Raw genomic sequence first — 25,415 nt, forward strand, 5'->3', positions numbered from 1 at the left:
TTTACTCTTTAATTAATTTAGTTGTCAAAGATTTATCCGCTGTACTGGCTTTTATAATATAAATACCCTGCGGAAGTCCACTGGTATTGATCTTGGTCACTTTGTTCTTGGTAGTAAGTTGCTGAATCACCTTCCCAGTCATATCATAAACAGTAATCTTCACTTCTCTGGAACCCTGGTCTTTGAACTCTGAATCCAATTCTACGTAACAAAAATCTTTCGCAGGATTAGGATAAATCTGCAAATCCTTTCTTTCTATTAAGTCTTCAACCTGCTTGTCGCCCAGCTTTACGATCTTCCAGTTCTCTTCGCCAAGCTGGTCTGCGCTGGTTCCGGCTAAAAGATAAGAGCCATCACTTTGTAGTCTTGCACTCACCAACCGTTCCTCATTCTTCTTTTCCTTGCCTTCCACATACTTGCGCCATTCCTCTTTGCCGTTGGTGTCTATGTAAAGCATCCAGAATTTCTCATCATCGGATTTAACTTTTTCCTCAGCCTGAGTATATCCGCCTAACAAAAATCCTTTGTCTTCACTGAAATTATCCTTATTGGTCTTTCTGATGACATCAAGGCTCATCACTACATCTCTGTTACCGAAACTGTAATTTTTTTGCCATAGTTCATTACCCGACCTGTCTAAATTAAGCACCCATAGATCGGTTCCTTCTTTGATGTTTTCCTTCTTGTTGCCGGATGACTGACTTGTACTTTCGCCTGAAACAATGTAGCCATTTTCAGTATTGGCAATACTTTTCGGACGGTCATCGCCAGTTCCCCCATAGGTCTTCTGCCATTCGACATTGGCGTTCTTGTCCAGCTTTATAATCCAATAATCTCCAGCTCCAAAACCATCCTCGGATTTACCGATGAAAGTTTTGACCGTTGAGGTCAGTTCCGGTCTTGAAGTTTCATTTTGAAAATTATTGTCTTGAGCAGAATTTTGAGTTTCGGAGTTATTCAGGTTCTCTGCTTTTCCACTTGTAGAGTAAATTAAAACAACAATACCGCCATCTGCTGTCGGAATCATATCTGTAACCTCATCCAGAGATTTTCCTCCGAGAATAGTGGTTTTAATTAATTTGCCGTCTCTGCCCAGTTTTGAAACAAAGATGTCTTTAGAACCGAACAGCTTTCTATTGTCATTGATGTTCCCTGCGACAAAAAATCCCATATCAGTGGATTGTACAACTGACGAAGCCTCGTCATTGCTTTTAGTACCTAAAGTCTTCTGCCAAAGTTCTTCCCCTGTTTCGGAAAGACGGACTATCCAAACATCGCTCCCGCCAAGATTATTTTCCTTCTTGTCTCCAGAAATATTGGAAAACGAAGTGCCTACCAAAGCAAACCCACCTTCCTGTGTAGCAATGGAACTCATCAAATAATCGTGTTTTGAGCCTCCGAAGTATTTATCCCATAATTTGTTTCCCTGCTGGTCGAGTTTCAGGACATGGTAATCATAGCCATTGTTTTGTAGGCTACCGGTCGATAATTGTTGTGCTTTTGTATTGATGCTGCTGCCGGACAGAAGTATCTGCCTGTCAACCGTGGAGGTCATATTGGAGAGAAAATCCTGTGTATCGGAAGGGATATTTTTCTGCCATTGCACCTCTTGGGCGCCAGCAAAACACACTGCTAACAGGGATAAGCTGAGGTAAAGTTTTTTCATAATTTGTACTTTTTATACGCTTGAAAATTAATAATATTTTGTGATACACTGCTCATAAATTGTAATTTTTTTATGATTTTCTTAACATTGTCCTGCAAATCTAATCAGGACAAGCGACAAAACTCGTCATATTAAAATTTATTTTGCTTTATTTAATATGGCAAGGAGGAGGTTGCAGGAATGCCGTTAAAACTATTTCCTATTGTAGCAATCCATTTTACGCATATTGTTATCTATAAAATCCAGAAGTTCTGCATTGTTCCGACCTGTCCTGCGTTTCTGAGCCTCATTGTTCTGGTACGCCGTTTCAAATTCAATCTGCAATCCTTGGCAATCTTTATTCCGGATAAGCCCGTGAATCCTCTCTTTGACTTCCAGGCTGTAGTTGTCCCAAAAATCCGAATCGTCCATAGAATTATCTACTGCAGTCGTTTCCTGCGTTCCGATTTTCTCGCCATCGGCATTGTAAACCCCAGATTTGCCGTTTTCAACAACATGTGGTTTCTCTGTCCGGTCAATTTCGGTTTGAGTTACAGTCGGAGTTTTGTCATTCCCGGTAGCAGCTTTAGGCAATTTGCTTTTATCCATCGTTGCTCCGGCAATGAAAAACAAGAAAATGTAAGTTACATACCTTATCCCTTTGCTTTGCCATAATTTGAAATTTTCCTTGATTTGTTCTGAAATAGGAGGTAGGAGGAGGGTTCCAAGGATGAGAAAAACAATACTGACAGGAAACTGCTTTTGGATCACGCCGCCCAAAGCTGCCGTAATAAAGAAAACGGCTAAAATAAACTTGAATACTTTCATAGGATTTTGAAGTTTGTGCCTCCAGTCCCAAGAAAGCGGGTTTATTAAAATAAGAAAGCGTGGGACTAAAGCCTACGCCCTTAAAGTACGACCAAGCACTCATTCGACAATAGGAATAGCCCACGCAGAAGCGTGAGCGTTATCACTATTATTTTGTCGAATTATTTAAATTTGGTCGTTTTAAAGGGACAAATAAAAGCTAACGCTACTCGTTATGATGTTCTAAAGTTTATTCTTCTATAATTTTCTGTTTTGTTATTTGACAAATGTATAAAATAATTTCAATAATCTTCGTACCAGCGAAAATCCTTTATTCATAGGTGTTTGATGTTTATTTTTAAGTGTTATGATTTTAATTCTAACATTCAAAATTTGGCGGTTTTTAGTCCATTGTAGAAACTTTTTTCCGCTTTTGGCACTATGACCTTATTTTGAATTTTTAAACTGTTTTTTGAATCTCTATTTGAGTTCGCAAAAATCGGTCATACAATATCAAAACCTGTGAGGAGCTAAACTCGCAACCTCTGCTGGTTTTGAATCCACTTTTGTTGAGTTCGTCAGCAATTTTGTTATAACTGTTCCCAGCATTTCGCAACGAAACAATCAAAGCGGTTGCTTTTCGATTGTTGTCATTTTGCATAGCTTTCAACCTCATCGCCTCGCTTCCCATCTTTCTGGCTTTCGGAGTTAGGTTCTCTGGATTACCAAGTTTTACTCCTTTGGATTTGAGTTCCTGCAATGCATCAGTAGTACGTTTGCTGATAAGTAAACGTTCTTCCTGTGCAAGGACAGCCATTATTCCGATTGTTAGTGAATTAGCTTCTGGCATATCGCAACATTTGAAATCAATATTACTGTCTTTTAGTAATAAAATAAAGGTAGCCGACCTTGAAAGCCTGTCGAGTTTAGCAATGAGCAAGGTTGCTCCTTCACTCTTACTTTTCTCTATTGCTTTCAGTAGCTGAGGTCTGTTGTCGTTCTTACCACTCTCCACTTCCTCGAACTGGTCAATCAAAATATCATCTTCTTTGAGATAATTCCTTACCATTGTTTTCTGTGCATCTAATCCCAACCCAGAGTTTCCCTGTTGTTTGGTCGAAACCCGGTAGTAAGCGATATATTTTTTCATTTTTCAGTAGTTTGGTTTGTTTGTAATGGTTCTTGAACCCACGTCTATGAATCGTAGCGGATTATTATCTTTTAATATCTTCTATCATTTTAAACCAATCTGCATAGAATTTATCTTCCCATCTTTTAAAAATTCTGTCTTGCCTTTTTTCTTCACGCTCAAAAGCTAATTTGGAATCAGACACATATTTTTCATCTTTCTTTAGCCAACGGTAATGAGTCGAAGGATAAATGCCAGCAATTCTACAGGCATGGGAAACACAATAATCGGATGTTATCATTGCCTCTATCATTTTCTGTTGATTATTTCGTGTTGTTATTCTGGAAACTTTCATATTAATTCTTTCTCTCGTGCGTGCGTGTAAGGTGTGCCTCATTTTGTTGCCAATAGACTGTTAATAGTCTAAAAATCAATAAGTAAAAATTACACACTATATTTCAACTTTATTAATTAAATCTGTGTTAATGTCAATTAAATCTGCTGGATGAGTAAAATATTTATAGTTTTTCCAATGAAAGCACCTGAACATCATTCCGCTGAACTCTTCAAACCTTCCGAAGTAACGAATATGCTTCACAATGGAGAGAAACAGCTCATCATCGCCGAAATCTCTTCTAAGGGTGTAATGATGCGGATTGTCTGTCATTGTAGAAGCAAAAATCCATTTACAACCTTCCAAAGTATTACCTACAAACTTGTCCCGCAAATTGTGATGACCTGCTTCTTGGTAAGGGTCGTATTGCCAGAGCTGTCTCTGAACTTCCATATCAACCTCATCTTTGTGCTCCGATACAGGTATTCTGTTCTTTTGGAGGAAATCTGAAACAATATGTCTGAAACAGAACTCTCCGCTCTTACCAGAACCTAACAAGGCAATTCTATTTGATTTATTCTTATCACATAGTACCTGTAGGTGCTGTATTATTTTTTCAAAACCTTTCTTCTCCAGCTTTTTGGCATAGAGCATATAGCAGGAAATAAAATCCTTAGTCTTAAGGTGGTATCTCATCTGGTAGGTGCTGAAACCTCTGAGCGGTTCCATACCTTCCTGCTCTGGAGCTATGGCTAAGCCTTCCACAGAAACCAGAATGAAGTTTAGGCTTCCCAGTTCTTCCATCTCTGTAAAATTTGCAGTAACTATCTGTAAATCTGTTATTTTCATTACTTAAATATACAAAAAAACTTGTATGAAAACAAGATTTTTTAACTGTAAGTGTATGATTTATTGTAAGTTATATATTTTTGATATTAAATGTAATGTTTTAACTCCCAGTACATCTCGCCTTCGGTACATCGGCTTAGTCACAATTTTACCACCCTGAGAAACCGTTTCCATTGGTATTGCCTCAGCCCAGCCTCCGCCTAATAGGTCTTAAACTGTTATCCCCAAATCTGAGAAGGCGTTTATTGTAGCAACTCCTACTCCTACGGCATCCACTCCTACGCATTCGGCATCTATATCATAGTCTTGCATTGTTGAGGTGTTGTATCTGGTGTAATTATTTGCCTCTAACTCTTCTTTGCTCATATACAGTTTGTAGACTAAGTATCACAATCGCTATCTGGCTTCTGGTTATAGTAGTAATAGCTGTAAAGTTTCTATAGCTTTCTTTCTGTTATTCTATATTAACATTCTATTACTTTTTATTGGTTCTATTATTATAAGGGATGTAATTAATTTGCTGACCGCAATCTCACTACTTTTGCCTGCCTCTGATAGCGGTACGGTTGAATGTCCAGAACTGGCTTTAATTCGTAGATTTTCTTAAAATCAGCCATTAGTTGGTTCGAGATCGGTATTGTAGGGGCTACAAAAAAATAATGCAACATTTTCAGGCACTTAATTTTAAGTGTCTTTTTTTCGGAAAAAATTATCAAAGTTTTCTCTGTGTGAGGATCACGGAAACGGTATTAAAAGTAGTGATCTTAAATTAATGATAACCTTTGAAGAAAAGGCAAAAAAAAGACACCCGAAAGGTGCCTAAAAAAATATCCGCAGAGAGGAAGGGATTCGAACCCTCGATGCAGTTGCCCGCATACTACCTTTCCAGGGTAGCTCCTTCAACCACTCGGACACCTCTCTATTTGAGCTTGCAAATATAATGAAATATATGAATCCCCCAAAGCTAAATCACATTTGACGGATTATTTATATCGGCAGAAAAAGAGTTTAAAAATCTTCTGTGATTTCTCCACAAATACTTTTGCTGAAGAGTTCGGAGAAACTCTTGTTGTATCTTGGATTTTTGAGCAGATGCATCGCTTTGGTAATGGCAGATTCTGCCGTCATATCTTTCCCGCTGATAGCGTCAATCCGCGTAAAAATATCACTGTTGATATATTTCCCGAAATGAACGCCACCCGAAATACACTGGCTGATGACTACGATTTCGACCCCGCGGTTTCTGAGTTCTTTCAAAACATTCTGCGTGGTCTCGTTGTTGAAAATCGTCCCAGATCCGAAAACCTGCAAAATGATGGCTTCAGCAGTTTTTATCTCCAATAAAGATTCGAAATTCATGCCGGGGAAAATCCTCCAAAACAGGACATTCTCGTTGAGATAATCATCCAGTTCCACTTCGCCGTTCGGCCTCCACAAAACATTTTTGTCCACGTTCAGATGCACGCCCGACTGCCCTATAATGGGATAATTCGGACTTTGGTAAGCATCAAAAAACTCGGCAGAATATTTCAGACTGCGGTTTCCTCTCAAAAGTTTGTACTCAAAATAGACGGCAACTTCTTGGATGACGGCTTGGTCATTTTCATACAAACTGGCGTAATAAAGGCTCGTCAGCAGATTTTCTTTGGCATCCGTCCGCAGATCTCCAATTGGCAATTGTGAACCTGTCAAAATCACCGGCTTACCAAGATTCCTTAGCATAAAACTGAGGGCAGATGCCGTGTAAGACATCGTATCAGTCCCGTGAAGAATCAAGAAACCATCGTAATTTTTGTAATTTTTGTAAATCCAAGTGGCAATCATACGCCATTGCGCCGGACCCATATCCGAGGAATCTACCGGTTTTTTGAACGGATACACAGACACCTCGCACTCCAGAAGATTCATCTCCGGAATTCGTTTGAAAACAGAAGAAAAATCAAATGGAACAAGGCTTCCGGTTTTATAATTTTTTTCCATCCCGATGGTGCCGCCGGTGTAGATAAGAAGTACTTTCCTTTTCATATTCGCAAAAGTAAAATTTTAATATGACTCCTAAAAACAAATAAGTCTGCCTCAGAAGACAGACTTGCAAAATTTTTTTAGCAAAATCTTAAAGACATTATGCCTAGCCAATTTTTTTTATTTCACCAAAAGAATACTCGCAATTTGATTGGCCAATTCGGTACCGATTCTGTCTTGAGCTTCTTTTGTGGAAGCACCGGTGTGCGGCGTCAGCGAAATTTTTGGATGGCTGAGGATTTTCTCGGAAGGCGTTGGCTCGTTGTCAAAAACATCTAAACCTGCGAACGACAACTTTCCGCTATCGAGCGCTTCGATCAAAGCATCTTCGTCTATCACGCCACCTCTGGCGCAGTTTACGATGCCGGCGCCGGTTTTCATTTTCTCCAACTCCGCTCTCCCGATGAGAGGTCCGTCCTGAGCTGGCACGTGGAGCGTAACAAAATCGGAATGCTGGATCAGCTCGTCCAAAGGTTCGGTTTCTATTTCGACGTTGATGTATTGCTGGTTGTAGAAATCCACGCGCACGCTGGCTTTCCCGATTCTGGTATCCGAGGCGATGACTTTCATTCCCAGTCCCAGCGCAATCCTGGCCACCTCCTGCCCTATCCTCCCGATCCCGATGATCCCGATGGTTTTGCCTCGCAGTTCGGTGCCTGCTTCATACTTTTTCTTAAGCTTCGCAAACTCGGTGTGTCCTTTTATAGGCATTTGTCTGTTGGAGTCCTGAAGAAATCTGCAACCGGAGAAAAGGTGCGCAAAAACCAATTCTGCAACCGATTCCGACGAGGCGGCCGGCGTATTGATCACGTGTTTTCCCTTTTCTCGGGCGTATGCCACCTCGATGTTGTCCATCCCCACACCACCTCTTCCGATGATTTGCAAACTGGGGCATTTATCCACCATTTCTTTGGTCACTTTCGTCGCACTTCTTACCAGCAAAACCGTGATTTCGTTTTCATTGATGTAAGTGATCAGATTTTCCTGAGCCACTTTGTCGGTGATGACTTCGAAGCCGTTTTCTTTCAGCGCATCTATTCCGGACTGTGTCAAGCCGTCATTTGCAAGTACTTTCATTTTTATAAATTAATATTTTTAAAGAGAATATTTCTGTTTGTTAATTATTTGTTTAGGAGCTTAATCCTGCTGTCCGCTATATCTTTTTTGTTTTTCAGAACGCTTGTCCATCCGAAAAACCGGAAATCAAAAAAAAATAAAAAAGGATGCCGCTACCATCAGGGCTATGGGTTTCGTCACCAAATCAAAAATTCCCGAACCTATAGCGCCGGGAATTTTTAATTACAATTATTTTTTCACTCGCGGAAAACTTCTATCGTCACTTGTTTCTCGACCATATCTGTGAATTTTCCTTTGTATCGTGTTGCTTTTACAAGGTGATTATCGATCCAGTGATAGTTGCCGCCTCGCGGTTTCCCAAGCAGCACGCTGTGATATTTGAAACCGTGCTTTTTGAGCCAAGTTTCTGTGATTTCTCTTAGGTCTTCGGTTCGGGAACTGAAAAAACAAATCTGGTGACCCTCGTCATACCATTTGTTGATGGTTTCCAATGCGTCCGGAAAAGGCTCGCAAGTCACCATTCTTTCGGGCTCTTCGTTAGGAACATCTTCTGTAATGGTACCATCGATATCGATCAGATAATTCTTAATACCGCCTTTCAGCATTGGGCTGAGATGTTCTTTGTATTCTAATTCCATATTTGGTCAATTGAAGTTGCAAAATTAGCGTTTTCTTGGCACAATTACAAGTTCTGATCCAATGCTTAATAGAATCTTAATTTTTATAGAAAATTGCGAAAAGACCCGAAAAAAATAAACTTCAACAAATTTCCAAAAATATAGATCTCAATTTTCATTCAGTCATTGTCATCATAATGCAAAAGATGTTTTTTATATTTGACGAAGAATAAAAAAACTATGGAAAAGAAACTCAAGCTTTGGGACGCGGTGATGATCGTGATGGGATCGATGATCGGGAGCGGAATTTTTATCGTGAGTGCCGATATTATGCGAAATCTCGGATCCGGATATTGGCTCATCGTGGTCTGGCTGATCACCGCCGTGATGACCGTCGCAGCCGCAATCAGCTACGGCGAACTCTCGGCAATGTTCCCGAAAGCGGGCGGACAATATACTTACATCACGGAGATTTTCGGGAAAATGATGGGATTTCTCTACGGTTGGGGAATGTTTACCGTGATCCAAACCGGGACGATTGCAGCGGTGGCCGTCGCTTTCGGGAAGTTTACGGCATATCTTATTCCTTCTTTAAATGACGCCGCACCAATCTTCCAAAGTGGCGAATTCAAAATCACTTGGATTCAGATTTTGGCAATCGTCGTGATTCTTTTCCTCACTTTTGTGAATACGAAAGGCGTACAGTTCGGGAAAATCTTACAGAATATTTTTACTTCCTCAAAGATCATTGCACTCCTTGGATTGATTATTTTAGGTTTCATTTTGATCGACAAATCCAATTGGAGTTCGAATATGAGTTATGGTTGGGACGCCTTTCAAAACCTGAAACAAACGGAATGGACAAGGATTTCCGGCGCCACGCTTCTCGGTGGCATCGCCGCTGCGATGGTCGGTTCCGTTTTCAGTTCTGTCGCCTGGGAAAATGTGACTTTCATTTCCGGAGAAATCGAAAATCCTAAAAAGAACGTGGTGAAAGCAATGATATTGGGAACCTCTGCCGTGATGCTTCTTTATCTTTTGGTGAATTTCGTTTACCTGAACGCGCTCGACAGAGATTCTATCGCTTTTGCGGCCAATGACAGAGTTGCGGTTGCGGCGGCTGAGAAAATGTTCGGAAATGCGGGAACTATTATCATTGCAATTCTTGTGATGATCTCCACTTTTGGCTGTGTGAACGGAATCGTTTTGGCTGGCGCAAGGGTTTTCCAGACGATGGCAAAAGACGGATTGTTCCTGAAACCTGCCATTGAAAACAACAAAAACGGCGTTCCCGAAAAGTCACTTTGGATGCAAGGAATTTGGGCAAGTTTGCTTTGCCTGAGCGGCCAATACGGCGATCTTCTGGATATGATTTCATTCGTGATTGTTCTTTTCTATATGATCACGGTTTTTGGTGTGATCTATTTGAGAATCAAAAAACCTGAAATGGAGCGGGGTTACAAAACATTTCTTTATCCCTTCACGCCAATTCTGTATCTGTTGATCGGAACGGTTTTCTGTGTTCTTTTATTTATTTACAAACCTCAATATACGTGGCCAGGATTGGGATTGATTTTGCTTGGGCTGCCGGTTTACTTTTTTATTAATAAGAAGAGTGAGAAAATAAATTAGTTTATAAGCAACGAATCTGACTGCTCTTAGAGCCGGATGATATGATCCCTTTTTAAAATATTTTAGATGTTTTACTCCAAGAAATTGTAAGAATATCTAAGCATTAATAAATCAAATCATTAATGTCCGATAAAAATTAAAAGTGGACTTTTTTATTTTTTATTTAGTTGTAAATCAATTACTTAATTTTTTGTTTTAGTCACGTTCTAGCTTTGTTTCTTCAAGTTCCTTTCGAAGCCTCAGTAATTCTTCTCTTAAAGGATAGTAAGAAATTTGTTTTTCCATCGTAAGCTTACCTTCTTTGTGAAGTTTTCTCCAATGACTAAACTTTCTTTGCAAATCCCTAATTCTTGAGCTACTAAGGATACATTGCCTCGTTGTTAACTTAAAAATACTGCTTGGATCTTAAACTCTAAACTGTAATTTTTCTGATCTTTTTCATACTCTTAAGGTTAAAGAGTATAAGTATTGTGTCCTAACAAAGTTAGCAACACCAGATTGGTTTTTAATGATTTTATTCTCCACCAACAAATTTAGAACTTTACCTCGGTAACAAAGAATAACTACATATATGGAACAACAATAATTTTATAAATTCTTAATAATTTTTAAATTCAATTTTTTTTTCGCCGAAATATAAATGATTATCATTCCCTTTAGGATGAAATTTGTTTAAATCAATATTAATACTATCATAAAGTTTATTTTTGTTTAATTCTTGTTTAGTTTTTTCTAAATTTTCTTTTTTTATGAAATAAAATGTTAGATAATCATAAACCTTATTATCATTATATTCCGTTATAGGAAAAAATATAGTCTTATTTGTATACATAGTAATATATTCTTGGTTTAAATAAGGTCTAATTTTATTTGTATTAGCATAATATCCATATGAAAATATTTCCAATTTTTTATTTTCCTGAGATTGATCAAAGGAAAATTTATCAATAATAAAGATATCTGATGGGGTTTCATTATAGATAGTTAAATCAGCTCCTTCTTTCACTTTAGAAGTGCAAGACAAAATAACAAGACAAAAAATTATTGAAAGATTTTTCATTACATATTTTATTTAAATTATTACGGAATTGTATTCCAAGATGTAGGAATACTAAAGCCTCTTATTGAAAGATAATTAGTGAAAATATCTATATACTTCTGTGAAAGAGGTTTTGCAATATTTGCTAAAAGATTAAAACTTAAATTTCTATTACTAAAATAATCATAAGATAATTGATTAGCCCAAGTTTCAGTCCAAAATTGGTTATGGCCGTCATATGTATTTGTCGTTGCACTATACAAACTACTTGTAGCAATTATATCATAGAAAGCTGCTTCCCCAACTTTTTTCGCTTGCAATACGTGCCCATATTCGTGTGTAAATAAATCATATGTCCCAGATTTTCCAAATATATCTCTTAGAGAATAAGCTCCCTTGCCAACAACCATTTGATTTGGTGGAAGAGTTAGTCCTCCTGAATGAGACCCACTACCAAATCCGACAGATGATTCATAAACATTCACACCCCTATATTGCCCAACATATTTTGCTTGAATTTTAGTATTTAAAACTTCTGGATCAACATCATGTGCTCCAAATCCTTTTGATAAATCTATTTCTGCTTTACCATTTCCAAATTTAGCCCCTGCTTGTTTTCCTCCAGTCTTGGAATAAAAATTCATCGTATAAGTTATTCCAGCCACAGCACCTCCAATCACGGCACCTTTCGTCAATCCTTCTAAAAAGTTAGTACCATTTATGATAGAGGCAACACCATCGCTTCCAGCACCCGCCAAAGCAGCGTTACCAACAGACCCCCAGAAGCCACTTGCACTAAAAACTTGACCTAAGCCCGCCGAGACCGCTCCGGTAACTGAACCCATTAGTATTGATTTCCCGAAACCTCCCCAAGACCAATTTCCTGATATTTGAGCTTGTATAGCGTACATACCTGCGCCTATTGCAGCGCCTATTACGGCTCCGGTAATTACGGTCGCCCAAAAAACATGTGTGGCTGCCCAAATTGCCGGTAAAAACCAGATAAACTCCCCATTCGGGTCATTATACATCAGAGGATTATTCATCACATAACCATACTTGTTATAGTTCTGTGTATTATATGGATCCTGTATATTCTCATCTGCATTGAGGAATCTTCTGAGTATTGGATCATACAAACGACCATTCATATGAATAAGCCCTACTTCTGAAAAATGCTCATGAGATGTATAGCCTCTGTCTAATAATAAGTTGTTATTGGCAAGATAGTCTGTTACTTGTTGTACACCCACTATCATTGTTTGAGAACCAATCTTAAGATGTGTAAAATTGCCCCACGCATCGTAATGTCTTTGCTCTACCGCATTACCTGTTTCATCACTTATGGCTAAGATGCTGCCTAAATAGTCTTTGTGTAGGAATTTATATGATCCGCTGCTCTCTGTATAGTCTTTCAAATATACAATATTACTCTCATAAGGGGCACCACCAATGTAGAGAATATGCTTCTCCTGCCCAGTCTGGTTATTCCGTACAATTTCATAGCCACCATCCTCGCTGTAATACTTGGTAAAATCCCCACCCCAGCCCTCCCCAAGGGGGAGGGAGCTATTGCCGCCGTAATGAACCTCTTGGCGCATTTCTGATAGTCCGTATTCAAAACGGACATCTCCTTTCAGGCCATCTATGAAGATTGGGTCGTTATTCTCATTGTAGGTGATCTTCTGCAGAAGATTTTGGTTAAAGTTCTGCTGGCCGGCAGTATTCAGAACCATTCCGGTTGCTTGGTAGATCTTATTGGTATTATTAAATTTAATCTCCCCAACCTGATCATTATTCAAAATCCTGCCTTTATCATCATAACTATTCCTCACCGCATTTTGGGTAAATGTTCCTGTTGAGGGATCTGTCCAGTTAACAAGGCGGTTATTATCATCATATTGGAAAGATTCTGATATATTAAAATCACCACCTCTTGTTCTGCTATTGAGCTCATTCTTAATCGCATTAAAGCTGTACATCATCTGCAAGACCGTAGCATTATTGTTTGCATTTTTGTGTTGGGTGGTATAGAGGAAATTATTACTATCATATTGGTTAGCAATAGAAGTTCCTCCTAATTTAGCTGTGAGAACCCGCCCATCTGCCTCGGCAGATTGTAATTCCCAAAGAACCTTATTCTGGGTTTTATCTTTTACCTGATACAGTTCTCCGCTCCAAGAATCATATACATTTTCTATCGTTACCTTTGTATAAATGCCAGACGAATACAAACTTTTTTCATAAGATGTTACCCGCATTTTATCGTCATAGGTAACGCCTTTCTTCGTAAAATACTTTCCATTGCTATTCTCAGAAGAGGAGATCACGCGCCCGTAGGTGTCATAATCTATGGAAGAACTATATGCTTTGCCATTGGCTGTCCCCACTTTACTGGTGATTAATCCTTGTGAGTTGTAAGCATAAGTAATGGATTTGCTGGTAGATGTGCCATCTGTGGATAATTCTTTTTGTTTATAAAGCTGACCAAAGTTGTTGTATTCATATTCTTTGGTCCCTTTTGGGCTGGTCTCTATCACAATCCTGCCAAATCCGTCATATTCATATTTATAAATTCCATTAGAAGGATCTGTGAATTCAGTTTTCCTGCCCCAATCGTCATAAGCTGTTGTGACTATATTGGTTCCGTATTGTGCACTAATCTGCTGACCGGTGGCATTATAACTGAAACTGATTGTTCCACCTTTATCAGTGGATGTGATGACATTCCCTAATACATCTGTAGTCTTTGTTGTGGTGCGTAGATTTCCATTCAACTCCTTAACTGTTGTCGTCCTTCCGGAAACCGAAGTTTCCATCTGTTTGCTGTTAAATGATGTTGCAGTTACTTTTGTGGGGAAATAGCTGTCATCATAAAAAACAGTATTCCATTTGACGCCTGAAGGCAGTTCTTCGGTTGCCGTATCAAAATAAGGTTCTGACTCCTGCTTGATTCTGCCAATCGCATCGTATAATTTATACTTCGCGACGTAATTATTTTGCCCAAAAGCTTTAGTTTTTATTTATCCCGACAGCATTATTTATATGAATATTATTTCGTAATTGTTTTGTTTGTATAAGTTTAAACCAATCTAATTTTGAGATTAGATTAGTAAAGCGTGTACAGTTTGGGCAATAGTTATCATAGTATATAATAAGTAATTTTTTCATCACCGTATTCTTGGGGCTATTTCAGCCATTAATATTCTGAAGAGTGTGGTAATATAGAATATTTTTTATTTTTCTGGATAACGGATAGCTTTATCTATTTCTATAGGATTATTATTCTCACGAATGAATTTTTGTCTTGATTCAGTCAATTCTTTAAATTGGCTGATGTCTTTTACATCCACACCATTAATGCTAAATGTCATATTAGGATTTTTTTTGAACTCATCACGAGTTTCGTGATATGGATCTTTATATTCGTTCATCAACATTCTATCTATATTTTCTTGAGTTGTTTTTATTGGTTTTTGCCCATAAAAACTTTCAATGAATGGAGTTCTATATGTAGCTTTTAATTTAAAACTTTTCACTAAGGTGAAATCAAAATTATTTTTGTCGTCATATATTTGAAAAATCATTCCGGGAAGACCACGAAATTTATAAGGTCCTTCAGAAATATCTATTTCTTTACAAAACCAAGCTGTCCATTTTCTTCCCCCAAAAGTTGCTGTTGCCTTCTGCAAAGTATAGTTCTCAAATTTTTTGGTGTCTTTTTCGAGATTCCAATTTATTTTGTCTTCAGTGTTGTAAACAAATACGTCATTTATTAAAATGTAATTGCTATTTGTATTGGAATTTTTTACCCGGACAACAACAGGAGTAGAAGTGTCCCAAAGTTGGCTATTTTGTCCTTTTGTAATATTGGCTGAGTCAATTGTAACATAATGATAGTTATAAAATTTGATATTATCTGAATTAATATCCACAGTCATATTTTCTTTTTTAAACTCAGTTTGCTTAGGGTTTTGCTTAAATTTAAATTCATAAATGAAGCGATGAGTCTGGGCATTGACTAATCCGAAAATTATGGCAAAAATCAAAATAAATATTTTCATATTAAATTTATTAAATAGTGGTTGTTAGACAATTATTGTAAAAATATTTGCTAGGAGCAAAAAAAACCTTTCTATTAAATTTTAACAATGTTTTGAGGTTGTAACTTTTTCGACATAATAAACTTACAAAAGATATCATTAATGTCCGATAAAAATTAAAATTGGACTGTTTTATTTTTTATTTATTTGTAAATCAATTACTTACTTTTTTGTTTTAGCCCATTTTCAAAAACAGGCTTCAAAAAAGAGACAATTGTTCTATCTCAGATTTGTCGATAACCCAGTCTTTTTCCGGGTTTTCTAAAAATTTCATCAACTGGATATAGTTGAAAAGATGGATTTTGCAAAAACTAACAAATTGGAAAATGCCCAACTTCGTTTTAATCTCTTTTTGATAACGGCGAAAACAGATTTACTGGAAAAATATGTACTTTTGCTCATCGTTATTTGATTTTTGCAACTCAAAATTACGATAAGTTTTAAGAAGCCATTAATTTGGCTTCTTTTTTTATCTGGTTTTATCGAACAACAGTGAAAGCAAATATTAAATGTCAATCGATCTCAACTTTATTTTCTCAGATTTAATATCAAAGTATTCCAACAACGAAAAACTTATACTCGATTATTGGAAAGAAATTGAAAAAAACTATTCTCAAAAAAGCAGAAAATACCACAATCTCAGTCATCTTGAGAATATGATCTTGGAATTGGAAAATGTGAAAAAAGAAATCTCAGATTATAACGTAATGTTATTTTCAGTTTTCTATCACGACATTATTTACAAAGCAACAGCAAAAGACAACGAAGAAAAAAGCGCAGAAATTGCAAAAACCCGTTTGGAAAAACTCAATATTTCAGACGACAGAATTTCTAAAATCTACAATCAAATTCTTGCTACAAAATCTCACAAAAGAAGTGATGATTCTGACACCAATTTTCTTCTCGATGCAGATTTAGCCATTCTTGGAAAAGATTGGAAAGTTTATGAAAATTACATACATCAAATTAGAAAAGAATATGCCATCTATCCGGATTTTCTCTACAATTCCGGAAGAAAAAAAGCATTAACTCACTTTCTTGAGTTTGACGAAATTTTTAAAACGAATTATTTCAAAGAGAAATATGAGAAGATTGCAAGAGAAAATATTCAAAAAGAGATTTCAATGTTATGATTTATTACCCTTCCAGCAAAAACTCCTTGTAATTCCCCAAAAACTTTACATCAGCGCCAATCGCTTTCAACTCGCCCAAAGAATTGACGTAAAGCACATCCTCCCAACCGCCGACAACGGTCACAAAGAAGAAATAATTCCCCAATTTGGTTTTCAACGTGCGGGATTCTATTTTGCTAAGATTCATATTTCGCCACGCAAAAACCGATAAAACCTGATGCAATCCTCCAGCGTGATCCTCCGGCAAGGTGATGAGCATCGCCGTTTTTTTTCCGATACTTTTCAGCTGATTCTCGTAAGAATTTTCCGCCTTGGAAATGATGATGAATCTGGTGTGATTTTCCTCCACATCGTGGATGTTTTCATTAAGAATCTTCAAACCGTATAGTTTGGCCGCAAATTTATTCGCAACCGCCGCAATTTTACGATCCGGATTTTCGGAAACACGCTTTGCAGAAGCAGCTGTGGAAGCGAATTCCTGTTTCGGAACATCCGGATATTTCTTATTCAAAAAATGAAAACTCTGCGCAAGAGCCTGCGGATGAGAATAGATCTTCTCAATCGGATTCTGATTTTCCTGACTCGGATGAATCATCAGATGATGCGCGATTGGCATTATGGCTTCCGCTTCAATCTTGATTTCCGGCGTTTGATACAGATAATCCAAGGTCATAGAAACCGTCCCTTCTATCGAGTTTTCCAGCGGAACAACCGCCTTGTCCACCTCATCGTTCTGAACCGCCAAAAAGCAATCCAAAATATTGACCTTAGGAAATAGTTCTTCATTTGGGAACAATTGCGTTGCAGCAAGCTGCGTAAAAGAAGCTTCGGGACCGAGGAATGCTATTTTCATTAACAAAATTTAAACAATCAAAAATAGATTATAATAATGATTTGCCCAAGATGACAAGACTTTGTTTTTCGCCATCGAGGTCGGCAATATTTTTGAGATTGCCCCAAAGTTCAAAGCCAAATTTTTCAAATAAATTAAGACTTGGAAGATTGTGGGCGAAGATAAACGCCAGCAGATTTTCAATTCCCAAATGGGGACATTTTTCAAGAACTGATTTTAGGACTTCCTGACCAAAACCTTTTCCCCGAAATTTTTCGTCGATGTAAATGCTGATCTCAGCGGTTTTTCGATAAGCCGACCGGCCGTAGAAATCCTGAAAACTGACCCAGCCAATTGTGTTTTTTTCATCATCCTCAACCATCCAGAGCGGTCTCGTCGCACTATTATGCCGATGAAACCACTCGACTTTACTTTGGACAGAAATGGGTTGCAAATCCGCCGTAACCAGCCTCGACGCAACCGTAGAATTGTAGATTTCTACGATTTTTGGAAGGTCATCTAAAGTAGCGTCCAGAAAAATCATTTTTTTTATTAGCCCTTTTTGAACAATTTTACAAATGCACTATTTTACAATTTAACCAATGGAATTAAAAGCCTGTTCCAGATCTGCAATGAGATCTTCTGCATCTTCTATTCCAACGCTTAGTCTTACCAAATCATCGGTGATTCCCAACGCTGCTCTTTTCTCTTCCGGGATGGATGCGTGCGTCATCAAAGCCGGAAGGTTTGCCAAAGATTCTACGCCGCCTAAAGATTCTGCGAGCGTGAAAATTTTGATATTTTCCAAAAATTTTATGGCGTCTTCTTTCTTCCCCGATTTGAAAGTGAAAGAAACCATTCCGCCAAAATCCGCCATTTGTAGCGTGGCCAAATCGTATTGCGGATGAGACGACAGTCCCGGATAATACACTTTCTCGACCAAAGATTGGTTCTCCAAATATTTCGCAATCTCGAAACCGTTGTCCGAATGTCTCTGCATTCTGAGGGACAAAGTTTTGATGCCTCTCAGCACCAAATAAGAATCGTGAGGTCCCAAAATGCCACCGCTTGCAAACTGGATGAAATGCAGTTTCTCTCCCAATTCTGCGTCTTTTGCAATCAGTGCTCCGGCGATAACGTCGGAATGGCCGCCCAGATATTTTGTAGCGGAATGCATCACAATATCAGCACCAAGATCCAAAGGTTTTTGAATGTAAGGTGTTGCAAATGTGTTATCTACAGCCACCAGAATATCTTTTCCTTCTACGTTTTCAGCGACCATTTTGATATCCACGAGTTTCATCAAAGGATTGGTCGGCGTTTCCAGCCAGATTAGTTTTGTTTTATCAGTGATGACGTTTTCCAACTGTTCCACATTATCAAAACCGATGAACGTAAATTTCAGTTGGTATTTCTCGAATAATCGGGTGAACATTCGGTAAGAACCGCCGTAAAGATCGTCCACTGCGATGACTTCGTCGCCGGGATTTAGCAATTTCAAAACACAATCAATCGCCGCCAAACCGGAACCGAAAGCCAAACCTCTCGCGCCGTTTTCGATGCTTGCCAAACTGTCTTCCAAAGCCTGTCTTGTGGGATTTGCGCCCCTTGAATATTCGTAACCGGAAATCAATTGTCCGGGGCTTTTCTGTGCAAATGTTGAGGTTAAAAATATGGGAACATTGACTGCGCCGGTTGCCGGCTCGTGCTGTTGTCCGCCGTGAATAACTTTTGTATTGAATTTCATAATATCAATTTTTTAATGGATCAGTTTACCAGTCTATCAATGATTGTTACATTGTTAGACTTTTAAATTACTACCTTGATTTTCTACATTTTTATTGCCGATTTCACTGCGAAATCCTCAGCCACTTCTTCCAGCCACTGAGAAACATCTTCTTCGCCGGTTGCGCGCAGATAAGTCTGCCCGAGAGAGATGATAATCTGATGATAAAAGCGCTTCATATGATCTACGGGCATATCTTTGGTCCAAAGATCGATTCTCAAAGCTTCGGACGTTTTCTCGTCCCAGACGGAGATCATCACGGCTTTGGTTTCTTGATTTTCCACGCCGCCATCTTGTGCATTCCAAGTCATTTTTTCGGGAACGTGATTGTCGTCCAACTCTATATCTACTGTGATTTTTGTTTTACGCATTTGCTTATATTCAGATTAAATGATTAAAAAATTGAAAAATATGGATTGAATAAAAATAATTAATAATTTATCATTGCCATTAATGATTACTTCGGTCTGTAACCCGATCCGTTGAAAATTTCTGTGGCATTTTTCTTCAAAAAAACCTGCAATTTTTCTTCAGGATGGGCTTTCAAATAATGCTTGCAAATCTGCCAGCCTGTCCAGATTGCAATCTGCGGCGAACTTTCCCGATCCACTTCTGTATAAAATTTGGAGAAAGGCCCCGGCGTGATGAATCGCTCGGCAAGATCGGGATCTGAACTGAAAAGCAAATCATTCTCCACGAAATAATTCCAAATATTGGCTTCATTCGCAACCGCCCAATCGTATTGCGCTTTGGAATAATTGATTTTCAAATGATCTGCAACATTTGGCAAAAACGCATCTTGCAAAATTTGAATTTTGCCCTGATAAACCATTTGGTCGAGAAACTTCTGCTGATCCGGCAGAAGAGGAACCAATCTCGCTGCATAAAAAGCGGAAATCTTCGGAACCATATTTTCCGGGTTCATCGATTTTTGGAAATAAAGATCGAGATTTTTATAATTATGGTTTCCATCGCCCAGAAATCCTGTGATATCCACAAAAAGCATATTGCGGTCTTCCCTCAAAAAAATAGGATCGACAACGCTTGGCGGATCTACCACCGATGAATAGAGATAGACGTGAGGCGGCTGAAATTTCGGAAAATAATTTTTGATATGCGAGAAAAGCTCGGTCAAATCTTTTTGCAGCTTCCGCTGATTGATCTTAGAAATCGCTTCTTTGTAAATGCGGATTTCCATCGTGTCTTTTCGCCGATCGCCGTAATCTTCGTCAGAAACCGAGCCCTGAAACCACGGATATTTTTTTTTGAAATCTTCCAAATTGACCGAAGAATTGTAGAACTCGCCGGACAAATCGGTGATCTGCACTTTCCTGACTGGATTCTTGATCTCGACGTCCCATTGATTTTTATTTTCCTTCTTGCAAGCGAATAAACTAAAAACAATTATAGCCGAAAAAGAGATAGATCGGAAAAACTTCATTATTTTTACATTAAGATTTTCGAAAAGCAAAAATACTGCTTTAAATTTTGAATCAAGGATTTTAAAATAAAAATTATGCAGACACAGAAAGTTATAAATCACATCGTCAACTGGCTAAAGGATTATGCAAACAACGCAAAAGTAAACGGCTTTATAATAGGCGTTTCCGGAGGAATAGATTCTGCCGTGGTTTCTACTTTGGCTGCAAAAACAGGGCTTAAAACCTTGGTTTTGGAGATGCCCATCCGCCAAAAAGCGGATCAGGTGGACAGAGCGCAGGATCACATCGATTTTTTGAAAGCTAATTTCCCGAATGTCGAAGGTTTTACTGTGGATCTCACACCTGTTTTCGAAAGTTTTGAAAAAGTGGTGGATGATTATAAGGAAGGCGCCTGGAGCAAAAATCTGGCACTAGCCAATACCAGATCGCGTTTCCGGATGTTGACGCTTTATTATTATGGACAGCTCAATGGACTTTTGGTTACAGGAACCGGAAATAAAGTGGAAGATTTCGGAATAGGCTTCTACACCAAATACGGCGATGGCGGCGTGGACATCTCGCCTATTGCCGATCTGTACAAGACTCAGATTTACGAAATTGCCAAAGAACTTGACATCTTGGAAAGCATCCAAAAAGCTGCTCCCACAGATGGACTTTGGGATGCCGACAAAACGGATGAAGACCAAATCGGTGCCAGCTATCCCGAACTGGAATGGGCAATGGAACAGCAAAAAAAAGGGAAAACCCCGGAAGATTTCGACGGAAGACCAAAAGAGGTGCTGGAAATCTATCTCAAATTCCACAATGCCACGCAGCACAAGATGAATCCGATCCCAATATGTGAAATTCCCGAGGATCTGAAATAAGCCTCACAAAACAAAACACAAGATTTAAGACATCAAAAAACCATCTATGAAAACTAAAATTCTACTTTCTGCTTTTAGTCTTTTCGCTTTCGCTTCTGCCTTTCATTCTCAGGAAACCAAAACGGACGAAGCAACGGCTGCTGCTCCCGCGGCAGTCATCGACCGGCTCAATATTCCCGGCCCGCTAACCTTCAATAATAATGAATACCTGCTGACCTGGAGCAAGCAAAACTCTCCCACTTGGGCGCAGCAGCAATATATAATGAGAGATGATGATTTCAATAATTACAAGGAGCTCATCAATATTTCGTATTTCGACAAAGAAATCCCGCTGGAGACAGCCGTAAAACAAAAAGTGGAATATGTAGAAAAGAGAAAAGAGGCGACTAAGGACAAATATTCGTTCGTAAACGTGACGGAAAGCCCCGATGGCAAAGAAATCGTGGTAGATTATCTCGTGACAGTGGTTTCAAAAGATGCAGAACCTTACGCAGAGTACAATATGGATCGTTTCAAAAGTTACGACGCCGGCGGCAAAAAATCTTTTGTCATCTTTTCTTTTTCCAAAAGAATTGCCGGCGATTTGAAATATGCTACGAAAGCCTTGTCTAAACAGCGAAACCAACTGATGGAAGCCATCATCACCACGCCGGTTCCGCCCGTCACTTATAAGCCAACGGCCGTTGAATCAAAGAAATAGTCTTAGCAAATTTTAACTGTTGGATAATGACGAAGGACGAATTTTACATCCGGCGGTGTATAGAATTGGCTCAGAAAGCTCTGGGCAACACTTATCCAAATCCTTTGGTGGGTTCTGTGATTGTTCATAACGACAAAATCATCGGCGAAGGATTTCATAAAAGAGCGGGCGAGCCACACGCAGAAATCAACGCGATCAATTCTATCAAAGAGGCTGACAAACATTTGATTCCCCAATCCACGATTTACGTCTCATTGGAACCTTGCGCCCATTTTGGAAAAACGCCGCCTTGCGCTCTGAAAATCGTGGAACTCGGTTTCAAAAAAGTCGTGATTGGCGCAATAGACAGCCACGAGAAAGTAAACGGCAAGGGAAAGAAAATCATTGCGGATGCAGGCATCGAGGTGGTGTCCGGAATCCTGGAAGATGACTGCCGGGAACTGAACAAACGATTTTTCACTTTTCATGAAAAAAAACGGCCGTTTATAATTCTAAAATGGGCAGAATCGGCGGATGGCTTTTTGGACAAAGATTTCAAACCGACGCCAATCAGCAACTCACTTTCCAGACAATTTGTACATCAAATGAGAAGTGAGGAACACGCCATTTTGGTAGGGAAAAACACGGCGCTTCGCGACAATCCCAGCTTGACGGTGAGAGAAATTGAGGGGAGAAATCCCATTAGAATTTTAATAGATTTTAAGCTGGAAGTTCCGGAGAGTTTTCATATTTATAATGAAGAATCGGAAACGGTGGTATTCAACTCCATCAAAAATAGCGAGGAAAATCATCTTAAATTTATTAAAATAGAAAAAGAAAATTCTCCGGCTCAAATTTTATTAAAATTGTACCAACTGCAAATTCAATCCGTCATCATCGAAGGTGGAAGGTTTACGCTGCAACAATTCATCGATGAAAATCTTTGGGATGAAGCAATGATTTTTCAAAATCCAAAACTGAATCTTGAAAATGGAACAAAAGCGCCCCATTTCAATTTTAAACCGGAAAAGACGGAAAATCTTAGAGATTGTAAGGTTTTCTTTTTCAGGAATTCAAAGGCTTGACCAATATCAGAATTATAAAAATAGAGGCTCTGCAAAAAATTCGTAAATTCGCATCCTTAATTTGATTAAATCCATGAAAAATCTGAGCGCCTCCACCAAAGGTTTGATTTTTTCGATATTGATAACGGTTCTTGCATTTGCGATTTACTTTTTGTTTTTGGCCAAGAGAAACTACTATTTGGTGGACAACCCGACGCCGGAAACCTACTATTTCAAAATCAATAATGGTGAGGAAAATGTACTTTCTGCGGGTCAATATCTGAAGGTTGATCTTAAAAAAGGAACAAACACCATCAAGGTTTTTGACCAGAACAAGAAAATGATGTATGATTCTGCCTTCGTCGTCCACAAAGACCGAGGCTTGCTGAATATCGCCGGAGAAGATTATTATGTCAATACCCAATATTACGGATACGGCCTGAACAAAGATTCTTTGATCGCTGCATTACCCGGCATCGAGATAGACCGAAAGCACTATCTGGGCGACGTGAAAAAAATCAATAAACTTTACACCGAGGATTTCTACTATAATCTGGATGAAGAGTACGACCGCGTTATCAAAAACGTAGCTAAGGTAGAAAGCCGATCCAAGATCTTCCGCAAACAGGATTTTATAAATTACTACAAAAGTTATTACAAATTGCAGTAAATCTATTAATTATATACAATTCGCATTCAAAGACCGATTATCATTTTAGAAATTAACATTCATCAATGAATCACAACAGCGTAACACCCTACAATTCCGAGAGCAGCAAAAAAAGTCAAGTAGAAGATATGTTTGACAATATTGCGCCCAAATATGACCTTTTGAATCACGTTCTCTCAATGAAAATAGATGTGCTTTGGCGCAATAAATTGGTGGATATGCTGAAAAAAGACAAGCCGCAGTTGGTTTTGGATGTTGCCACAGGAACCGGAGACTTGGCGATTGCGGTGCAAAAAGGAACCGGCGCCGAGGTCGTGGGGCTCGATCTTTCCCAACAGATGCTGAACGTGGGCATCGAGAAAATCAAAAAACAGAATCTGGACGGCAAAATATCTATGCAGAAAGGCGATGCGGAACAACTTCCCTTCGAAGACAATAAATTCGATGGCGTAACCGTTGCTTTTGGAGTACGGAATTTTGAAAATCTGGAGAAGGGACTGGCTGAATTAAGACGAGTGGTAAAAGAAAATAAAAGTATTTATATCTTGGAGTTCTCCAAAGTTGAAGGATTTTTGGGGCCGTTTTATATGTTTTATTTTAAGAATATTTTGCCGGCCATCGGGCGCTTGGTTTCCAAAGACAACCGGGCGTACAGCTATCTTCCCGATTCTGTCAACGCTTTTCCTTACGGCGAAAAAATGAAGAATATTCTTCTCGGCACCGGTTTCAAGAAGGTAGAATACACCAAACTAAGTTTCGGAATAGCCACCATTTATAAAGCTACAAAATAGAATGAAGCATCGAGTTATCAAGATTTTATCATTTGCAGTACTTCTGAGTAGCCATTTGGGTGCTCAGACTTTCAATAATCTTTTCAGAACCAAAGATCGGCAGGACAACTTGGAAGACTTTGATTTGAAAAAATTCAGTTACGGTTTTTATCTCGCTGCCAATAATTTTGATTACAAGATGAACCTCAGCCCTATTTTCGGAATGGATGGCAACAGAAATTTGGTGGAATCCGAAGCTACATTCAGTTTCGGAGCCGGATTGATTGGCAAAATGAGGCTGAATGAATACTTGGATCTTCGGCTGGAGCCCGGTTTGCACTTCGTACAGCGCGATTTGACCTTCAATACCTACGACCACGTGAATCAATACGCCGGAGGAACCAACTACAACCTGCCCTTTACGCCGTTGCCGGAATTTACGGATGTAGATTCCAAAAAAATTGTAAAATCTACTTATATAGACATCCCGCTGCTCCTCGAGATCCACGGAGACCGCTGGTACAACTCGCGGCCTTATGCGGCGGCAGGCATCAATTATCTGATTAATTTGCAATCCAACGAAACTGCTACAGACGACAATCAGCAGAATATTTTCCGCACCACGACGCACAACTTCGGGTGGAGTGCCGAGATCGGGATTCAGTTCTATTTCAGCAGATTCAAATTCACACCGGCCGTCCGCGGCACATTTTTTACCAATAACGAACTTGTGAAAGACAAGGAGACTACACCACCGTACTGGACACCCGCCATTTCCACGCTGCAAACCAGAGCCTTTATGCTGGTTCTGAAATTTGAGTAAAAAATTAAGATCAAAGTTTTTGAAAGTTTATTAGTTTATTTTTTCTAAACTACCAATTATTTGCTTTTTAAATCATTAAAAATCAAGTAGAAACCA

At 38.8% G+C, this 25,415-nt stretch carries 25 protein-coding genes and 1 tRNA gene; 8 read left to right on the top strand and 18 right to left on the bottom strand.

Features of this window, described 5'->3' with window-relative positions; all coding sequences use genetic code 11:
• Position 1 precedes the first annotated feature (1 nt).
• From DTW91_RS04720 to DTW91_RS04760, 10 genes are all read right to left on the bottom strand, one after another.
• Positions 2 to 1,666 carry a T9SS type A sorting domain-containing protein gene (locus DTW91_RS04720; RefSeq protein WP_125202243.1) on the bottom strand — a complete coding sequence of 555 codons (1,665 nt, stop codon included), beginning with the start codon at positions 1,664 to 1,666 and terminating at the stop codon, positions 2 to 4.
• A 192-nt stretch (positions 1,667 to 1,858) separates the two neighbouring features.
• The gene (locus DTW91_RS04725) at positions 1,859 to 2,473 is read right to left on the bottom strand and encodes a hypothetical protein (RefSeq protein ID WP_125202244.1); all 615 of its coding nucleotides are present in this window, start codon (positions 2,471 to 2,473) and stop codon (positions 1,859 to 1,861) included.
• 439 nt (positions 2,474 to 2,912) lie between these two features.
• Positions 2,913 to 3,602, bottom strand: a complete 690-nt coding sequence (locus tag DTW91_RS04730; RefSeq protein ID WP_125202245.1) for a recombinase family protein — start codon at positions 3,600 to 3,602, stop codon at positions 2,913 to 2,915.
• Between the two features lie 64 nt (positions 3,603 to 3,666).
• On the bottom strand, positions 3,667 to 3,936 hold the full coding sequence (locus DTW91_RS04735; RefSeq protein ID WP_125202246.1) for a hypothetical protein: 270 nt from the start codon (positions 3,934 to 3,936) through the stop codon (positions 3,667 to 3,669).
• Positions 3,937 to 4,032: 96 nt separating this feature from the next.
• Positions 4,033 to 4,764 (bottom strand): hypothetical protein, encoded by a 732-nt coding sequence (locus DTW91_RS04740; RefSeq protein WP_125202247.1) that lies wholly within the window; start codon positions 4,762 to 4,764, stop codon positions 4,033 to 4,035.
• A gap of 210 nt (positions 4,765 to 4,974) precedes the next feature.
• Positions 4,975 to 5,130, bottom strand: coding sequence for a hypothetical protein (locus DTW91_RS12690; protein ID WP_185144741.1), 156 nt, complete (start codon positions 5,128 to 5,130; stop codon positions 4,975 to 4,977).
• 468 nt (positions 5,131 to 5,598) lie between these two features.
• Positions 5,599 to 5,685: transfer RNA gene (locus tag DTW91_RS04745), tRNA-Ser, on the bottom strand.
• Positions 5,686 to 5,772: 87 nt separating this feature from the next.
• Positions 5,773 to 6,789: an asparaginase gene (locus DTW91_RS04750; protein ID WP_125202248.1), complete on the bottom strand. Its 1,017-nt coding sequence runs from the start codon at positions 6,787 to 6,789 to the stop codon at positions 5,773 to 5,775.
• Positions 6,790 to 6,906: 117 nt separating this feature from the next.
• Positions 6,907 to 7,863 (bottom strand): D-2-hydroxyacid dehydrogenase, encoded by a 957-nt coding sequence (locus DTW91_RS04755; protein WP_125202249.1) that lies wholly within the window; start codon positions 7,861 to 7,863, stop codon positions 6,907 to 6,909.
• Positions 7,864 to 8,099: 236 nt separating this feature from the next.
• Entirely contained in the window at positions 8,100 to 8,501 is a 402-nt protein-coding gene (locus tag DTW91_RS04760; protein ID WP_125202250.1) for a phosphoheptose isomerase, read from the bottom strand.
• A gap of 219 nt (positions 8,502 to 8,720) precedes the next feature.
• Between DTW91_RS04760 and DTW91_RS04765 the strand changes: the two genes are divergently transcribed.
• A complete protein-coding gene (locus DTW91_RS04765) occupies positions 8,721 to 10,112 on the top strand; it encodes an APC family permease (protein ID WP_125202251.1) in 1,392 nt (463 codons plus the stop codon).
• Between the two features lie 598 nt (positions 10,113 to 10,710).
• Here DTW91_RS04765 and DTW91_RS04770 read toward each other — a convergent pair.
• The 3 genes from DTW91_RS04770 to DTW91_RS04780 form a co-directional block, all read right to left on the bottom strand.
• Positions 10,711 to 11,172 carry a hypothetical protein gene (locus tag DTW91_RS04770; protein WP_125202252.1) on the bottom strand — a complete coding sequence of 154 codons (462 nt, stop codon included), beginning with the start codon at positions 11,170 to 11,172 and terminating at the stop codon, positions 10,711 to 10,713.
• Between the two features lie 20 nt (positions 11,173 to 11,192).
• On the bottom strand, positions 11,193 to 13,970 hold the full coding sequence (locus DTW91_RS04775) for an RHS repeat-associated core domain-containing protein (RefSeq protein WP_228412652.1): 2,778 nt from the start codon (positions 13,968 to 13,970) through the stop codon (positions 11,193 to 11,195).
• Between the two features lie 417 nt (positions 13,971 to 14,387).
• Complete coding sequence (locus DTW91_RS04780) at positions 14,388 to 15,215, bottom strand: GLPGLI family protein (protein ID WP_125202254.1); 828 nt, start codon at positions 15,213 to 15,215, stop codon at positions 14,388 to 14,390.
• Positions 15,216 to 15,763: 548 nt separating this feature from the next.
• Here DTW91_RS04780 and DTW91_RS04790 point away from each other — a divergent pair.
• The gene (locus DTW91_RS04790) at positions 15,764 to 16,387 is read left to right on the top strand and encodes a hypothetical protein (protein WP_185144742.1); all 624 of its coding nucleotides are present in this window, start codon (positions 15,764 to 15,766) and stop codon (positions 16,385 to 16,387) included.
• A 4-nt stretch (positions 16,388 to 16,391) separates the two neighbouring features.
• Here the strand turns inward: DTW91_RS04790 and pheA are convergent, their stop codons facing one another.
• The 5 genes from pheA to DTW91_RS04815 form a co-directional block, all read right to left on the bottom strand.
• Complete coding sequence (gene pheA / locus DTW91_RS04795; protein WP_125202255.1) at positions 16,392 to 17,240, bottom strand: prephenate dehydratase; 849 nt, start codon at positions 17,238 to 17,240, stop codon at positions 16,392 to 16,394.
• Between the two features lie 28 nt (positions 17,241 to 17,268).
• Positions 17,269 to 17,763 (bottom strand): GNAT family N-acetyltransferase, encoded by a 495-nt coding sequence (locus DTW91_RS04800; protein WP_125202256.1) that lies wholly within the window; start codon positions 17,761 to 17,763, stop codon positions 17,269 to 17,271.
• A 51-nt stretch (positions 17,764 to 17,814) separates the two neighbouring features.
• Positions 17,815 to 18,966, bottom strand: a complete 1,152-nt coding sequence (locus tag DTW91_RS04805) for a cystathionine gamma-synthase (protein ID WP_125202257.1) — start codon at positions 18,964 to 18,966, stop codon at positions 17,815 to 17,817.
• Between the two features lie 83 nt (positions 18,967 to 19,049).
• Positions 19,050 to 19,376, bottom strand: a complete 327-nt coding sequence (gldC, locus tag DTW91_RS04810; RefSeq protein ID WP_125202258.1) for a gliding motility protein GldC — start codon at positions 19,374 to 19,376, stop codon at positions 19,050 to 19,052.
• Positions 19,377 to 19,462: 86 nt separating this feature from the next.
• Complete coding sequence (locus tag DTW91_RS04815) at positions 19,463 to 20,446, bottom strand: gliding motility protein GldB (protein ID WP_125202259.1); 984 nt, start codon at positions 20,444 to 20,446, stop codon at positions 19,463 to 19,465.
• Between the two features lie 75 nt (positions 20,447 to 20,521).
• Here DTW91_RS04815 and nadE point away from each other — a divergent pair, with 75 nt between their 5' ends.
• The 6 genes from nadE (at position 20,522) to DTW91_RS04845 (ending at position 25,319) form a co-directional block, all read left to right on the top strand.
• Positions 20,522 to 21,313, top strand: coding sequence for an NAD(+) synthase (gene nadE / locus DTW91_RS04820; protein ID WP_125202260.1), 792 nt, complete (start codon positions 20,522 to 20,524; stop codon positions 21,311 to 21,313).
• 46 nt (positions 21,314 to 21,359) lie between these two features.
• A complete protein-coding gene (locus DTW91_RS04825) occupies positions 21,360 to 22,013 on the top strand; it encodes a hypothetical protein (RefSeq protein ID WP_125202261.1) in 654 nt (217 codons plus the stop codon).
• Positions 22,014 to 22,039: 26 nt separating this feature from the next.
• Entirely contained in the window at positions 22,040 to 23,077 is a 1,038-nt protein-coding gene (gene ribD / locus DTW91_RS04830) for a bifunctional diaminohydroxyphosphoribosylaminopyrimidine deaminase/5-amino-6-(5-phosphoribosylamino)uracil reductase RibD (RefSeq protein WP_125202262.1), read from the top strand.
• Between the two features lie 73 nt (positions 23,078 to 23,150).
• Positions 23,151 to 23,726, top strand: a complete 576-nt coding sequence (locus tag DTW91_RS04835) for a hypothetical protein (RefSeq protein WP_125202263.1) — start codon at positions 23,151 to 23,153, stop codon at positions 23,724 to 23,726.
• 65 nt (positions 23,727 to 23,791) lie between these two features.
• A complete protein-coding gene (gene ubiE / locus DTW91_RS04840; protein WP_125202264.1) occupies positions 23,792 to 24,517 on the top strand; it encodes a bifunctional demethylmenaquinone methyltransferase/2-methoxy-6-polyprenyl-1,4-benzoquinol methylase UbiE in 726 nt (241 codons plus the stop codon).
• Between the two features lies 1 nt (position 24,518).
• Complete coding sequence (locus DTW91_RS04845; RefSeq protein WP_125202265.1) at positions 24,519 to 25,319, top strand: porin family protein; 801 nt, start codon at positions 24,519 to 24,521, stop codon at positions 25,317 to 25,319.
• Positions 25,320 to 25,415 lie beyond the last annotated feature (96 nt).

It is taken from the genome of Chryseobacterium sp. SC28, from assembly GCF_003932955.1.
Taxonomy (GTDB): domain Bacteria; phylum Bacteroidota; class Bacteroidia; order Flavobacteriales; family Weeksellaceae; genus Epilithonimonas.

What these genes read in the sequence shown, in the direction of transcription:
- DTW91_RS04720 (WP_125202243.1), bottom strand. Translation starts at nt 1,666, where the DNA reads ATGAAAAAACTTTACCTCAGCTTATCCCTGTTAGCAGTGTGTTTTGCT.
- DTW91_RS04725 (WP_125202244.1), bottom strand. Translation starts at nt 2,473, where the DNA reads ATGAAAGTATTCAAGTTTATTTTAGCCGTTTTCTTTATTACGGCAGCT.
- DTW91_RS04730 (WP_125202245.1), bottom strand. Translation starts at nt 3,602, where the DNA reads ATGAAAAAATATATCGCTTACTACCGGGTTTCGACCAAACAACAGGGA.
- DTW91_RS04735 (WP_125202246.1), bottom strand. Translation starts at nt 3,936, where the DNA reads ATGAAAGTTTCCAGAATAACAACACGAAATAATCAACAGAAAATGATA.
- DTW91_RS04740 (WP_125202247.1), bottom strand. Translation starts at nt 4,764, where the DNA reads ATGAAAATAACAGATTTACAGATAGTTACTGCAAATTTTACAGAGATG.
- DTW91_RS12690 (WP_185144741.1), bottom strand. Translation starts at nt 5,130, where the DNA reads ATGAGCAAAGAAGAGTTAGAGGCAAATAATTACACCAGATACAACACC.
- DTW91_RS04750 (WP_125202248.1), bottom strand. Translation starts at nt 6,789, where the DNA reads ATGAAAAGGAAAGTACTTCTTATCTACACCGGCGGCACCATCGGGATG.
- DTW91_RS04755 (WP_125202249.1), bottom strand. Translation starts at nt 7,863, where the DNA reads ATGAAAGTACTTGCAAATGACGGCTTGACACAGTCCGGAATAGATGCG.
- DTW91_RS04760 (WP_125202250.1), bottom strand. Translation starts at nt 8,501, where the DNA reads ATGGAATTAGAATACAAAGAACATCTCAGCCCAATGCTGAAAGGCGGT.
- DTW91_RS04765 (WP_125202251.1), top strand. Translation starts at nt 8,721, where the DNA reads ATGGAAAAGAAACTCAAGCTTTGGGACGCGGTGATGATCGTGATGGGA.
- DTW91_RS04770 (WP_125202252.1), bottom strand. Translation starts at nt 11,172, where the DNA reads ATGAAAAATCTTTCAATAATTTTTTGTCTTGTTATTTTGTCTTGCACT.
- DTW91_RS04775 (WP_228412652.1), bottom strand. Translation starts at nt 13,970, where the DNA reads ATGGAAACTTCGGTTTCCGGAAGGACGACAACAGTTAAGGAGTTGAAT.
- DTW91_RS04780 (WP_125202254.1), bottom strand. Translation starts at nt 15,215, where the DNA reads ATGAAAATATTTATTTTGATTTTTGCCATAATTTTCGGATTAGTCAAT.
- DTW91_RS04790 (WP_185144742.1), top strand. Translation starts at nt 15,764, where the DNA reads ATGTCAATCGATCTCAACTTTATTTTCTCAGATTTAATATCAAAGTAT.
- pheA (WP_125202255.1), bottom strand. Translation starts at nt 17,240, where the DNA reads ATGAAAATAGCATTCCTCGGTCCCGAAGCTTCTTTTACGCAGCTTGCT.
- DTW91_RS04800 (WP_125202256.1), bottom strand. Translation starts at nt 17,763, where the DNA reads ATGATTTTTCTGGACGCTACTTTAGATGACCTTCCAAAAATCGTAGAA.
- DTW91_RS04805 (WP_125202257.1), bottom strand. Translation starts at nt 18,966, where the DNA reads ATGAAATTCAATACAAAAGTTATTCACGGCGGACAACAGCACGAGCCG.
- gldC (WP_125202258.1), bottom strand. Translation starts at nt 19,376, where the DNA reads ATGCGTAAAACAAAAATCACAGTAGATATAGAGTTGGACGACAATCAC.
- DTW91_RS04815 (WP_125202259.1), bottom strand. Translation starts at nt 20,446, where the DNA reads ATGAAGTTTTTCCGATCTATCTCTTTTTCGGCTATAATTGTTTTTAGT.
- nadE (WP_125202260.1), top strand. Translation starts at nt 20,522, where the DNA reads ATGCAGACACAGAAAGTTATAAATCACATCGTCAACTGGCTAAAGGAT.
- DTW91_RS04825 (WP_125202261.1), top strand. Translation starts at nt 21,360, where the DNA reads ATGAAAACTAAAATTCTACTTTCTGCTTTTAGTCTTTTCGCTTTCGCT.
- ribD (WP_125202262.1), top strand. Translation starts at nt 22,040, where the DNA reads ATGACGAAGGACGAATTTTACATCCGGCGGTGTATAGAATTGGCTCAG.
- DTW91_RS04835 (WP_125202263.1), top strand. Translation starts at nt 23,151, where the DNA reads ATGAAAAATCTGAGCGCCTCCACCAAAGGTTTGATTTTTTCGATATTG.
- ubiE (WP_125202264.1), top strand. Translation starts at nt 23,792, where the DNA reads ATGAATCACAACAGCGTAACACCCTACAATTCCGAGAGCAGCAAAAAA.
- DTW91_RS04845 (WP_125202265.1), top strand. Translation starts at nt 24,519, where the DNA reads ATGAAGCATCGAGTTATCAAGATTTTATCATTTGCAGTACTTCTGAGT.